Source organism: Papillibacter cinnamivorans DSM 12816 (assembly GCF_900176335.1).
In the GTDB taxonomy this organism is placed as follows: domain Bacteria; phylum Bacillota; class Clostridia; order Oscillospirales; family Oscillospiraceae; genus Papillibacter; species Papillibacter cinnamivorans.
In genome coordinates, this window is sequence record NZ_FWXW01000011.1 from 1 (window position 1) to 13,247 (window position 13,247).

The 13,247-nt window shown below is 58.9% G+C and carries 11 protein-coding genes; 1 reads left to right on the forward strand and 10 read right to left on the reverse strand.

Annotated features, from left to right (window positions below):
- Window positions 1-250 precede the first annotated feature (250 nt).
- The 10 genes from B9A13_RS12580 to B9A13_RS12625 all read right to left on the reverse strand — a co-directional run bounded on the left by B9A13_RS12580 (window position 251) and on the right by B9A13_RS12625 (window position 10,969).
- The gene (locus B9A13_RS12580) at window positions 251-1,978 is read right to left on the reverse strand and encodes a phospho-sugar mutase (protein ID WP_084235514.1); all 1,728 of its coding nucleotides are present in this window, start codon (window positions 1,976-1,978) and stop codon (window positions 251-253) included.
- Between the two features lie 18 nt (window positions 1,979-1,996).
- On the reverse strand, window positions 1,997-2,404 hold the full coding sequence (locus B9A13_RS12585) for a hypothetical protein (RefSeq protein WP_084235515.1): 408 nt from the start codon (window positions 2,402-2,404) through the stop codon (window positions 1,997-1,999).
- A 72-nt stretch (window positions 2,405-2,476) separates the two neighbouring features.
- Complete coding sequence (gene rlmH / locus B9A13_RS12590; protein WP_200809724.1) at window positions 2,477-2,953, reverse strand: 23S rRNA (pseudouridine(1915)-N(3))-methyltransferase RlmH; 477 nt, start codon at window positions 2,951-2,953, stop codon at window positions 2,477-2,479.
- 13 nt (window positions 2,954-2,966) lie between these two features.
- Window positions 2,967-3,758 (reverse strand): MBL fold metallo-hydrolase, encoded by a 792-nt coding sequence (locus tag B9A13_RS12595; RefSeq protein WP_084235574.1) that lies wholly within the window; start codon window positions 3,756-3,758, stop codon window positions 2,967-2,969.
- A 140-nt stretch (window positions 3,759-3,898) separates the two neighbouring features.
- Entirely contained in the window at window positions 3,899-5,194 is a 1,296-nt protein-coding gene (locus B9A13_RS12600) for a UDP-N-acetylglucosamine 1-carboxyvinyltransferase (protein ID WP_084235516.1), read from the reverse strand.
- Between the two features lie 369 nt (window positions 5,195-5,563).
- Entirely contained in the window at window positions 5,564-6,391 is an 828-nt protein-coding gene (locus B9A13_RS12605; protein ID WP_084235517.1) for a two-component system regulatory protein YycI, read from the reverse strand.
- A gap of 43 nt (window positions 6,392-6,434) precedes the next feature.
- Window positions 6,435-7,781: a hypothetical protein gene (locus tag B9A13_RS12610; protein WP_084235518.1), complete on the reverse strand. Its 1,347-nt coding sequence runs from the start codon at window positions 7,779-7,781 to the stop codon at window positions 6,435-6,437.
- Window positions 7,768-9,552, reverse strand: coding sequence for an ATP-binding protein (locus B9A13_RS12615; RefSeq protein ID WP_084235519.1), 1,785 nt, complete (start codon window positions 9,550-9,552; stop codon window positions 7,768-7,770). Before B9A13_RS12615 ends, B9A13_RS12610 begins: the two co-directional genes overlap by 14 nt.
- Window positions 9,553-9,611: 59 nt before the next feature.
- Window positions 9,612-10,325, reverse strand: a complete 714-nt coding sequence (locus B9A13_RS12620; RefSeq protein ID WP_084235520.1) for a response regulator — start codon at window positions 10,323-10,325, stop codon at window positions 9,612-9,614.
- A 107-nt stretch (window positions 10,326-10,432) separates the two neighbouring features.
- Complete coding sequence (locus tag B9A13_RS12625) at window positions 10,433-10,969, reverse strand: NUDIX hydrolase (RefSeq protein ID WP_084235521.1); 537 nt, start codon at window positions 10,967-10,969, stop codon at window positions 10,433-10,435.
- Window positions 10,970-11,437: 468 nt separating this feature from the next.
- Between B9A13_RS12625 and aspS the strand changes: the two genes are divergently transcribed.
- The gene (gene aspS, locus B9A13_RS12630) at window positions 11,438-13,183 is read left to right on the forward strand and encodes an aspartate--tRNA ligase (RefSeq protein ID WP_084235522.1); all 1,746 of its coding nucleotides are present in this window, start codon (window positions 11,438-11,440) and stop codon (window positions 13,181-13,183) included.
- Window positions 13,184-13,247 lie beyond the last annotated feature (64 nt).

The window sequence follows — 13,247 nt, forward strand, 5'->3', positions numbered from 1 at the left end:
TCACCCAGTTCCTTCTGGGTCAGCCCGCGCTCCTCCCGAAGCTTCCGGACGTGATTTTTCATATGGGCACCCCTCCCGCATGTCATGTTTACCTTACATGCAGTATAACAGAAAGGAGGCTGCGTGTCAAGTTTACTTGACGCGCAGCCTCCTGCTGTGCATTTTATATCCCAGTTTCCGGCCCGGACAAACCCTTTCCCGGAATAGAAAAGCGCGGCCGGTTTAACCGGCCGCGCCTTTCTATTGCGTTTCAGCCGCCCAGGGTTTCCGCGAAGGCCCCGTACCGGCTCACCTTTTCCCGGCATTCTTCCATGGTGTTTCCGCACGCCAGAACGTATACCTTGATTTTCGGCTCGGTTCCCGAGGGCCGAACGATAAAGGCGGTTTTATCGGCTAAATCGAACCGGAGAACATCCGAGCCGGAAAGCTCCATTTTACCGGCCTTACCCGCGTGAAGATCCCGCACCGTTCCGTCCCGGTAATCCCGGAGCTTCAGTACGGGGGTCCCGGCGACCTGCGCCAGGGGGCGCTCCCGCAGGGCTTCCATCAGCTGCTTCATGCGGCGCATCCCGTCCAGGCCCGGCATCATGAGGTTCACCGTCCGCTCCATGTAATGCCCGTATTTTTCATAGAGCTCCGCAAGAGCGTCGGAGAGGGTCATATTCCGGGAGGCGTACCAGGCGGCCATCTCGGAGAGCAGCATGGAGGCGGTAACGGCGTCCTTGTCCCTCACGTAGTCCCCCACCATATACCCATAGGACTCCTCGTAGGAAAAGATCACATTCGGGCCGCCCGTATCCTCGAACTCCTTGATCTTCTCGGCCATGAACTTGAAGCCGGTAAAGGTATCGAAGCACAAAACGCCGTTTTCTTCGGCCACGCGCCTTGCCATTTCGGTGGTCACAATGGTCTTGAGGGCGGCCGGATTTTTCGGAAGGGTACCCGCCCGGCGCTTTGCGCCGATGAGGTAGTCCAGGAGCAGCACTCCCGTCTGGTTGCCCGAGACGGTGACATATTCCCCGTTTTTCTCCCGAACCATGATGCCCACCCTGTCGGCGTCCGGGTCGGTGCCGATAATGAGGTCCACGTCGTTTTCCCTGGCCAGCTGCACGGCCAGAGCAAAGCCCGCGGCTTCCTCCGGGTTGGGGCTTTTTACCGTGGGAAAGCTCCCGTCGGGGATCATCTGCTCCGGCACGCAGAGGATGTGCTTCATCCCCAGACGCCGCAGCGCTTCGGGAACCAGCCGGTATCCCGTTCCGTGAAACGGAGTGTATACGATCTTGAAGCGGTCGGCCACCCGGGCCACCACGTCCCTGTCGCTGGCCATTTCCAGGACCCGCTTCAAAAAACGCTCGTCGGTCTCCCCTCCCAGGAGGGTGATAAGGCCACTGCCCACGGCGTCCTCATACTTCATGGTGCGCACGCCGGAGAACATGTCGATCTCCCGGAGTGCCGAGGCAATCGCCGCGGCGTGCTGCGGCGGGAGCTGCGCGCCGTCCTCCCAGTATACCTTATAGCCGTTATATTCCTTTGGATTGTGACTTGCGGTGATGTTGATCCCCGCCATGCATCCGTATTCCCGGATGGCGAAGGAGAGCTCCGGCGTGGGTCGCATGGCCTCAAACAGGCGCACGCGGATCCCGTTGGCCGCCATGACACAGGCCGCCTGTCTGGCAAACTCGGCGCTGTTCATCCGGCAGTCCATGCAGATTGCAACGCCGCGCTCCGCCGCGTCCGGCTCCGACTCCAGAATCACTTTGGCAAAGCCCTGGGTGGTGTGGCGCACCACATAGGCGTTCATCCGGTTCAGCCCCAGGCCCATAGTGCCGCGGAGCCCCGCCGTTCCGAAGGCGAGAGGCCCGAAAAACCGGCTTTCCAGCTCTCCCTCGTTATTCTGCAGGGCCGCCAGTTCTTCGAGCTCCTCCGGGGTGAGGGCCCCGCTTTCCATCCATCTGCGGTATTCGTCGCTGTAAGACATATTTGTCACCGCCTCTTTTTATGCTTGGTCATCCTGTTGCGGGGCCAGGAGTTCTCTTGCTAAATCCAGCATGCTCTCCGGCACATACAGGTCCTCTCCGTACCCCGAAAAACCCAGGATCACCTTTCCCAGCTGGCCGCCGTGTTCAAACTGACGCACCACGGGGACGCCGAAGGCCCGGAGCATGCTGATCACCAGCTCCGCGTCCACCCCCACGTCGGAAACCGTGGCGAGAAAAACCGCGCGCTCCGGCTGCCCATCCGCCGTTTTCGGCCAGGGAGTATCCTCCGCGGAGTCTTTTTTCCAGACCGGCCGGGCCTTTTTCATCCTGGCGGGGGGCATTTCGGGAGAAAGCGGCCCGCCGCAGTCGGGGCAGCGGGTGATCCCCTCCCCATATTCCGTTTCGCAGGTATGACACCAGGGCATACTACCGCCTTCCTTCCTTATCCGGTTTCCGTGATTTTATCCGCTTTCCGCATGTAACCCGACCGGAGCTTGTTATTTGTGATACCGGGAACCCTCCCGGATCTTAAACGCGCGGTAAAGCTGCTCCAAGATCATGACCCTGGCCAGATGGTGGGGGAAGGTCATGGGAGACATGGAAAGCTTCAGGTTTGCCTTGTCTTTCAAAGAATCGTGAAGCCCTTCCGAGCCTCCGATGATGAAGGTTATCCTGGAGTGCCCCGCCAGCTCCATCTTCTGGAGATACCGGGCCAGCTCCTGGCTGGAATAAGCCTCCCCTTCTATGCACAGCGCCACCAGCGGTCCGCCCTGGAGCCTGGATTCGATCTCCCTGGCTTCCTTCCTCCGGGCTTCTTCTCTGCCGGCGGGAGAGTCGTCCGCCGCCTTTTCCTCCGGCAGCTCCTGGATGGAGAGCCTGCAGTAACGGGAAAGGCGCTTTTCATATTCCCCGGCGGCATCCGCGTAAAATCTTTCCTTTAATTTTCCCACGCAAATCATTTCAACGTGCAGCAAGGCCGTCCTCCCGTCAATCCAGTATGTACCGCGGCCCCATTTCAAATTGCGGGGCCACGCTGAGCTCCAAATCCTCCCCCGCCCGGATCCCGGCGCGGAAAAGCGCCTGTGTCACGGTATCCAGCGCCATTTTTGGCGTGTTGTTCTCCCGGCTCAAGTGCGCCAGGATGATCCGGCGGGTTCCGCCGCCGGCTGCGGTGCAGGCGGCGGCAGCGCTGGCGTCGTTGGACAGGTGTCCGCGGTTACCGAGAATCCGCTGCTTTAAAAAATACGGATACGGTCCGTATTTCAGGGTCTCCACGTCATGGTTGGCCTCCAGCACCAGAACATCCGCGCCGCTGACGGCTTTCAGGACCGCCTCGGGGACAAAGCCCAGGTCGGTGGCCACCGCCGCGCTCCGCCCGCCGGATTCCAGCCGGTAGCCCACGCTTACCGGAGTATCATGCGGCGTAGGAAAGGAGCTGACGCACACCCCGCTAAATTCAAACCCGCTTCCGGGGATAAACGGGCGCAGACGCGGGCCTACCGAGGGAGCGCATCCAAGGAGCGCTTCCGCCGTCCCCTCCCCGGCAAACACGGGTGCCGGGCAGTGCTTCGCCAGGGTTTCCAGTCCCGCGATGTGATCCCTGTGCTCATGGGTAATCAAAATCCCGTCCAGATCCGCCAGGGACAGGCCCAGGCACTTCAGGCTCTGGGCAATCCTGCGGGCCGAGATTCCGGCGTCCACAAGGATATGAGCGTTCCCGCAGGAAACCAGCAGGCAGTTCCCGCTGGAGGAGCTGGCAAAGGTGCAGACAGAGAGCAAGATTTCCACCGTCCAAATGTACGAATTTTCAAAGCAGGAACCCATTTCCTGCCGGCTGGAATGAAAAAGGGAACGCCGGCTCCCGCCGCCGCCCCCTGCCGATGCCGGTCCGATTCAGCAAAACGCGTATGTTCGCGCCTTCATCCCACCTGGGCCTGTTTGTCCTCGTCGTCGGGGGTAACCACCACGCGGATGTCCGCGCCGCAGCCCGTGAGCTTCCCCACGATGTCCTCATAACCCCGCTCGATGTGGTATACATGATCGATCTCCGTAACGCCCTGGGCTGCCAGCCCCGCTATCACCATGGCAGCGCCCGCGCGGAGATCGCAGGCCTGGATTGGGGCTCCCGTGAGCTTTCCCGTTCCCTCCACCACGGCCACCTTGCCATCCACCTGAATCCTGGCGCCCATACGCTTGAACTCGTCCACATAGCGGTAGCGGTTGTCCCAGACGCCCTCTGTGATCACGCTGGTGCCATCGGCCAGGCATAAAACCGCCGCCATCTGGGGCTGCATGTCCGTTGGGAAGCCGGGATAAGGCATGGTTTTGATATTCACGCGCTGAAGCGGCCCCGAGCGGCATACGCGCAGAGCGTCGTCCTGCTCTTCCACCTCCACGCCCATTTCCTGGAATTTGGCGGTGATGCATTCCAAATGCTTGGGAATGATATTCCGGATCAGAAGTTCGCCGCCCGCGGCAGCCGCGGCGGCAATATATGTTCCCGCTTCGATCTGGTCGGGAATGATGGAATAGGTGCCGCCCCGCATGGTCTCCACGCCCCGGATCTTGATCACATCGGTACCGGCGCCCATGATATCCGCGCCCATGGAGTTTAAAAAGTTCGCCACGTCCACCACATGGGGCTCCTTGGCGGCGTTTTCGATGATGGTCATACCCCGGGCCCGGGTAGCTGCCAGCATGATGTTGATGGTGGCGCCCACGGACACCACGTCCAGATAGGTATGGGCCCCGATTAAGCGCCCGTTTTCCGTCCTGGCGTGAATGAACCCGTTTCGCACCTCCACCGAGGCACCCATGGCCACAAATCCCTTGATATGCTGGTCAATGGGGCGGACCCCGAAATCGCACCCGCCGGGCATGGCCACTTCCGCACTGCCGAACCGGCCCAGCAAAGAACCGATGAGATAATACGAAGCCCGGATTTTCCGCATCAGCTCGTAAGGAGCCCTGGAATTGCGGATGCGGGAGCAATCCACATCCATGGTGTTGCGGTTGACCACGCGGATGTCCGCTCCCAGTTCCTGCAAAATGTTCAGGATCAAAGTCACATCGCTGATCTGAGGAATGTTTTCAATCCGGCATACCCCTTCCACCAGCAATGCCGCCGGAATAATCGCCACAGCGGCGTTTTTCGCTCCGCTGACACTGACCTCGCCATGAAGGGGATTTCCCCCTCTGATGATATATTTTGTCAAGCCCGCACCCTCTTAACTCTCATTTCTTCAGCCGCGATCAGCGGCTTCCTTTTCCGTCCCAATCCAGCCGTCAGGCGGTTTTCACGGGCAGATCCGCCCTTTTCCGTCCTCCGGCGTTTTATTCTTCACTCAGCCGATTTCCGGCACAACACGCGCCTTTTTCATGTCTTTGGCAGACTGCTTGTTTCGCGGTATTTAGTATACCATTATTATTATACAAAATCAAAATAAAAATAGTCAAATAAAATGATAGATTTGGCAATTATCGGCCCATATTCTCCCATTTTTGATGAAACCTCTCGGCTGTCCCGCCGGAAAATCCATCCTTGCGCCGCAGAAAAACAGCGGCGCTCTCTTTTCGGCGGTCCCCTATTCCGTTTTTTCCACGGCGCCTGTCTCACAGCTTACATAATATGCCCCGGTGTCGGTGACAATCTTCCATACCGGCACGAGGCGGACAGGATCCACCGCGGTGGCCTGGGCCGTATAGCCGGGAGTGATCGTCTCGATCCGGTTGCAGACGTCTCCCTGCTCATTGAGATAGTTTAAAAACCGAACCAGAGCGGTTTCCACCGAAATCGACTCCGCCTCCTCCGAACTCACAGGGTCGGAGGTAAGGCGCCTCCCGGCGACGGATATCAATTGGCCATCCAGAAACGACACGATGGCGCGGCAGTTGAAGACGGGAGAGCCGTCCAGCGTCTGCCCCGACGAAACGGCAACCGTTCCGTCCTCCTCCTCGGAAAGCGAAAAGCCTTCTTTGGTATCGAAGCCCATCCGTGCAAACAGCTCCGATGCGTATTCTTTATAACTGTCCGGATCCACAGGGATCGCGCCGTCATTCATGAGAATTTCAAATTCCCCGTTGCCGCGAAAAAGAGCCGTCCCGTTTTCACCGGAATAGATGCTGATTCCGCCGCCCTGATCGGAATAACTCGACCGGCCCAGCACGGAGGCGATCTCCTGTTCACGGTTCCGGTTTCTTTCCAGCTGAAGGGTTTTATAGGTCAGGACCTTGGGTATGATTTCACTGTCCATCCGGATGCCGTTTTTTTCAAACACCGCGACGGTGCGATCTATGGCGGCCTGTTGTGACGCATCCCGGGCGGCTGCCCTGGATATCAGCAGACCCGCCAGAAACACGTTGGATACGGCGAGAATCAAAATAATGATGGTTTTCAGCTTGGACCATTCCATGTCCCATCCCTCCTCCATGCCGTAAATCGGAATGCGCCGTCTTTCAGGATTGGGATTTCACAATCCACCCGGCTTTGACTTCCGTTCCCCCGCCGTCTATATAGGAAAGAGCCAGATCGCTCTCCCCCACCGCCGCCACCGCCGCCGCGGTCTGCCGTTCCGGAAGCACGGCGGAAGCGGTTTCCGTCGCTGTATAGCTTCTGAAATAGAGGGTGGCGTCGCTTACGGTCCAAGACCGGATGACAAACTCGGCGGCATATCCGTCCTTATACAGATATACTCCCGCCCCGTTTACCAGGTAGCCCAGGCGAAGGGTATAGCTTCCCGTTTCTCCCCCGGGCTCCAGGTCGATGAGATACAGTTTCCCTTCTCCGGCAAGACTCCCGACGGTTTCCTGCGCAAGGCTCAGGACGTACTCCAGCACTTCGGTTTCCGTGGGCGTGTCGTTATCTTCCGTTATCCGGAGCTTGCTCCCCTCTCCCACGCCGCTGTTGTGATACTGTACCGTCCCGTCGGTCCCGATGCGCAGAGTGCGCAGACTCTCAATGATTACCTCCGTGCCGTTTGCCTCCGGATAGCGGGAATTGGTATGGGGATTAAAATCCAGGGCCTTGAGGAGAGTTTCCTTGTCCGACTCGTCCGACATGGGGTTTACGGCGGAAAGCACATGTAAAAGCGGTGCATCGGGTAGTACCATCGTATACGGAGGAAGACCCACATATTCTTCACCCAGTTCAAAGGCGAAGGACGCCCCGTTGGGAAGGTAACCGGACAAATCCGCCGTAAGGCTGGCTGCGGTCACGGCGGTGCTGCAGGCGTAATACCCCCCGCCGGCCTCGTCGGCGATATACAGTGTCGCCGTGTTCTCATCGCCGAGGGCCAGAAGGATCCTTCTGGCCGAACCTTCCAGGGCCGCGTTGTCGGCTCCCAGCCACTGAGACAGGGCAGAAAGCGGAATCCGGCCCAGAAAATCGAAATAAACGCCCACCCGGCCCAGGGCCGAACGCCACTGCTCGGCGGAAACGGCCTCCGGCGTCCCGGCGGAACCCACCGCTTCTCCCAGCAGGTTTCCCACCGCGTCAAACAGTTCCCCGGTCTCCTGGGTATCGTACTGAACAGCGTACCGTCCGTTTTCATTCTTCACGGCAATGCGAACGGCGGAAATACCGCTTAGAAATCCCGTCCCGGCCGCTCCGGAGGATTCGCCGCTGTCCGAACCCGTTCCGATACGGCCCGCCAGGCTCAAAATCCATGCCGCCGCAGAGGTTTCCTTGTTTCCCCCGGTATACAGCTGAACCTGAAGGGTGAGGTATACGGAGCTCAGGGCCAGCAGCACAATCGCCGCCGTTTTCCATTTTTCCACGCACCGTTTCCTGTCAGAGGCTCCCATCGGCCTTCCCTCCAATCGGCAGCGTGACGCGCACCGTCGTACCCGGACCCGGGCGGTTCACAAGCTCAATCGTTCCCTTATGCTGCATCACTATCTCCCTTGCAATGGAAAGGCCCAGGCCGGTGCCCCCCGATTCCCTGGAGCGCGCCTTGTCCACGCGGTAAAACCGCTCGAAAATCCGATCCTTGTCCTCCTCGGGAATCCCGATCCCGTTGTCGGTCACTTCCATCCAGACACTTTCGCCCTCCGTGCCTGCGGTGAGGCGAATCTCGCCGCCGTCGGGGGTGTATTTCACCGCGTTGGACAGCACGTTGAGCATGACCTGTTCCAGCCGCTCCCGGTCTCCCCAAACCCGGGGAAGAGTACCCACAAAGCTCTTTTCCAGCTTATGGCCGTGCCTTTTAGCTTCCATCTGCATGGATCTGCATACATTGTCGATGGCCTCCCCGAAGGGAAACCAGGAAAATTTCAATTCCATGCGGCCGTAGTCGAAGCGGGAGAGGGTAAGGAGATCCTGCACGATATGGGTCATCCGGTCCGATTCCCTGAGAATGACCTCCAGGAAGCTCTCCGCGGTTTCCGGCGGCAGGTCGGGAGACGCCGCCAGGGTTTCGGCATAACTTCTGATATTGGTAAGTGGCGTGCGGAGCTCGTGGGAAACATTTGCCACGAACTCCCTTCGGAGTTCCTCGGCCTTCCGCTGCTCCGTAACGTCGTGGATCACCACCAGGACGCCACCCTGGGCCTCGTCCTTGCTGAAGGGGGCGAGGAAGAGCTCCAGGCTCCGCCCGGCCACCGACTGCTCCGCCTCCACGAAAGCCGGCTGTTCCAGGGCCAGCAGGTTTTCAAACCGGGCCGCCTCGCCGAAAATCTTTTCGTATTTCTCGCCTTCCAGTTTCCGGTGGAGCATCATTTCCGCCGCCGGATTGTAGTGGATGACGCTCCCGTCCCTGGAAAAGGCCACCACGCCGTCCGTCATATGCAAAAACAGCGTTCCCAGCTTGTTGCGCTCGTTTTCCACCTCTTCCAGGGTCTCTTTCAGGACGTTTGCCATGTGGTTGAAGGTATTGGTCAAAACGCCGATCTCATCCCCGGACTCCACTTCGATCCGGTGGGAAAAATCTCCCGCCGCCACCCGTTCGGTGCCCTCCGTGAGCCGCTCGATGGGGGTTATCATGGTCTTCGCCAGCAGGAAGCTCAGCAGAACAGAAATCACAAGGCCGAAGATCAGCGCCTCTATAATAATCATAACGAGTTCCGAGTTGAGTTTCTCCACTGTTTGACGATTGTCCAGAATGTAAATAATATAGGAGTTCTGGGAATTTCCGTCGGGGGAAATGGGAACGGCCACATCCATATAGGAGGCCGTGATGTCGCTGTCGTCCCCCACCTGACCGTTTATAGCGGTCAATATATTGGGGGTGACGGCCAAATCCTTCCCGCCTTCCTCGTCCGATCCGGTGATGAACTCTCCCGTCACGCCGTTGAGGATATAATAGTTCCTGCTGCCGGAGTTGATACCCAAAAGACCCGCGTTTGCCTCCAGAATCACCTGGATCCGCTCCGCTCCGTCCTCCTGGACGGCGGCGCTGCGCAGGTCGGCGACAAAGCTGGCGTTCCCTTCGCCGAAGGCGTCCCCCATCTGCTGATAAAACTCGTCCAGGTAAAACTGAACGACGCTGCTGATGAGAAAGGAACCGATCACCGTCATAAGGGAGGTGATCAGCAGGAGCAGGATCAAAACCAGTTTCATATGCAGGCTGCGAAACATTTCTTTACCCCTCCAAGCCCGACGGTTTCAGCAAATCCGTCCGGCGATTCTCTTCCCGGTCAGTCTCCTCTGGAGGAAAACAGGTACCCCACTCCCCTGCGGGTAATTATGTATTCCGGTTCCGCCGGGTTTTTCTCGATCTTCTCCCGCAGCCGCCGCACCGTCACGTCCACCGTGCGCACATCACCTAAGAAATCGTAGTTCCAAACCTGGTTCATGAGCTCATCCCTGGAAAAAACCTTGTCCGGACGGGCCGCCAGGAACCGAAGAAGCTCGTATTCCCTCTGGGTCAGCTCGATGAACCGCCCGTCCTTGCGTACTTCATATCCGGCGCTGTCGATGCGGAGCCTGCCGGATACTATAATTCCGGTCGAATCCTCCGGTTTCGGGTCCTGCGAGGGAACCATCTCCGTCCTGCGGATATTGGCCTTCACCCTTGCCATAAGCTCCCGCACGGAAAAAGGCTTTGTGATATAGTCGTCGGCGCCGATTTCCAGGCCAAGGACCTTGTCCGCCTCCTCCTCCCGGGCGGTGAGGATGATGACCGGCGTCGTGATCTTCTGCTCCCGGATTTTCCGGCAGACGTCGAATCCGTTCAGCCGAGGCAGCATCACATCCAGAAGGATCAGGTCGGGGTTGTTTTTCAGCGCCAGCTCCAGCCCCCGCTCCCCGTCGTAGGCTTCCATGGTTTCGTATCCCTCCCGCCGGAGATTGAAGTTTAATATATCCACGATATTCTTTTCGTCTTCGACGATGAGAATGTTCTTGCCCATCGGTTTCTCCTTTCCCGCCGAAACCGGCCGCGCCGGCCGGATCCCTGCCCGCCGAAACCGCCGGAGGCTGAGGCTTCAGCCTTAGCGGTTGATACCGCCGCTTTTACCTATCGGTTCAGAAGCCGCTCCGCCTTGAGAACCGCCGCCGCCGTTTTGGCGTCGCGCACCTCGTCCGCCATCACCATCTCCACGAGAGAATCCAGGGGAAGGCGCTTTATAATAAGAAACTCGTCCTCATCCGGCTGCGCCTGCACCTGCTTCAGGCCTCTTGCCAGAAACAAGTGCAGCTCCTCATCGCAAAAGCCCGGTGAAGCGTATATCGACCCCAAAGAAACCCATTCGTCCGCCAAAATTCCGGTCTCTTCCCGGAGTTCCCGCCGGGCACACTCCAGCGGATTTTCCCCCGGCTCCATCTTTCCCGCCGGAATTTCCAGAAGCTCTTTCCCAAAGGCATAGCGGTACTGTGTCACGGTGACCACGTTGTCATCCTCATCCAGCGGCAGGATGGCGACACCGCCCGGATGTTCCACCACTTCCCTGACGGACCTTCCGCCGCCGGGAATACTCACCTTGTCCACCTTGATTTTGACCACCACGCCCTGATATACCGTTTCACTCTCTATCGTTCTTTCCGTCAAATCCACTTGTTTCGCGCTCCGTTTCAATTAGTATCCTGCCGGCTATCCTGCGGCAGCGCCGCCGGCCTCCCCTACAGGGTGAGGCAGCCACGCTATATCGTTCGGTATGACAGCCGCTCTGCGGCCGGTATAACGCAAACGCGATGCGTTTCGCGGTATATGGCATCGTTTGCGGTTCCGCCCGAAGGGCGGGAGCAAATCGCGCCGTCCAGCCCGGTATGACAGCCGCTCTGCGGCTATTATACCATATCCCGATTCGGTGCGCCAGATGATTCCGTCCTCACGGAGCATCTACCATTTCACTTTTTAGCAAATGGTAGACATTTTTCCTCCTATATGGTATGATGCCTAGATAGACAAAGATGTCTGTGCATTATGTCCGGAGCATAAGCCCCACCGGGCTTTCCGGCATCCTCGGAAGGTGCAGGCATCTTTCCCGTATTTCCATCCGACTCGACGAAGGGATTGCTGATTATGACCGCTGCTAACGAATACCGGACCAAAACCTGCGCTGAGATATCCGAAGACGATATCGGGCAGGAGGTCCGCGCCGCCGGCTGGGTGGAGACCATCCGGGACCACGGCGGCATTATTTTCATCGACCTCCGGGACCATTACGGCGTGGTGCAGGTGGTGGTTCACGAGGAATGCCTGCTGGAAGGCGTCACCCGGGAATGCGTCATATCCGTCGCCGGCCCCGTGGTTCTCCGCAGCGAGGACACCTACAATTCCAAAATCGCCACCGGTACGGTGGAGATCCGGGCGAGTTCCCTCACCGTCCTGGGAAAATGCGTCAACTCTTTGCCTTTTGAAATATCCGCCGCCGCCGACGTGAAGGAAGACATCCGCCTGCGGTACCGGTTTTTGGATCTTCGGAATCCCGGCCTTCACAGCCGGATCGTGCTGCGCAGCCGCTTTATCGCATTCCTGCGGGAAAAGATGCAGAAGCTGGGCTTTTTGGAGGTGCAGACACCCATCCTCTCCGCCTCCTCTCCGGAGGGCGCGCGGGATTACCTGATCCCCAGCCGGAAGCACCGGGGCAGGTTCTACGCTCTGCCCCAGGCGCCTCAGATCTTTAAGCAGCTTTTGATGGTCTCCGGCTTCGACCGGTATTTTCAGATCGCCCCCTGCTTCCGGGACGAGGACTCCCGGGCGGACCGCTCTCCGGGGGAATTTTACCAGCTGGACTTTGAAATGGCCTTCGCCACCCAGGAGGAGGTCTTCGCGGTAGCTGAGGAGGTCTTGTCGGAAGCCTTTTCCCACTTTTCCGAGCTTCCGGTTTCCGCCCCCCCCTTCCCGCGGATTCCCTACCATGATGCCATGCTGAAATACGGGACGGACAAGCCGGACCTTCGAAATCCCCTGGAGATCATCGACATCTCCGATCTTTTCGTGGAGACGGGCTTCGCCCCCTTCCGCATGAAGACCGTGCGGGCCATCTGCGTACCCGACTGCGCGGGGCAGCCCCGGAGCTTTTTCGAACACATGCTGAATTTTGCCATGTCCATCGGAATGAAGGGCCTGGGCTATATCAAAGTGGACGAGAACATGAACTACCTGGGGCCCATCGACAAGTTTCTTTCCGACGAGCAGCGGCTGGAGCTTAAGCTCCGGGCCGGACTCAAACCGGGGTGCGTTTTGTATTTCATCGCGGACCGGAGGGATCTGGCCCCGAAAATGGCCGGCCAGATCCGCACTGAGCTGGGGCAGCGCCTGGGGCTTTTAAAAGAGGGCTTTCGCATGTGCTTCATCACCGACTTCCCCATGTACGAGGCGGAGGAGGAGACCGGGAAGATCATCTTCACCCACAATCCCTTTTCCATGCCCCAGGGCGGGCTGAAAGCCCTGGAGGAAAAGGATCCCCTGGATATTCTCGCCTGCCAGTACGACATCGTGTGCAACGGCGTGGAGCTCTCTTCCGGCGCCGTGCGCAACCACGATCCGGAAATCATGCTGAAGGCATTTGAGATAGCGGGCTATGAGGAGGCGGAGATCATCGAGAAGTTTTCCGCCCTTTACTCCGCCTTCCGCTACGGCGCGCCGCCCCACGCGGGCATGGCGCCGGGTGTGGACCGGATGCTGATGCTCATCACCGGCGAGCAGAGCATCCGGGAGGTCATCGCCTTCCCCATGAACTCCAACGCCCAGGACCTGCTGCTGGGGGCTCCGGGCATCGTCTCCGAGGCCCAGCTGCGGGAAACTCACATCAAAATCCGCTGAACCCGGGGCAGAGGGGAAGCGCCGAACCGTTTCCCGGCCCTTTTGTATATCACTTTACGCCGCC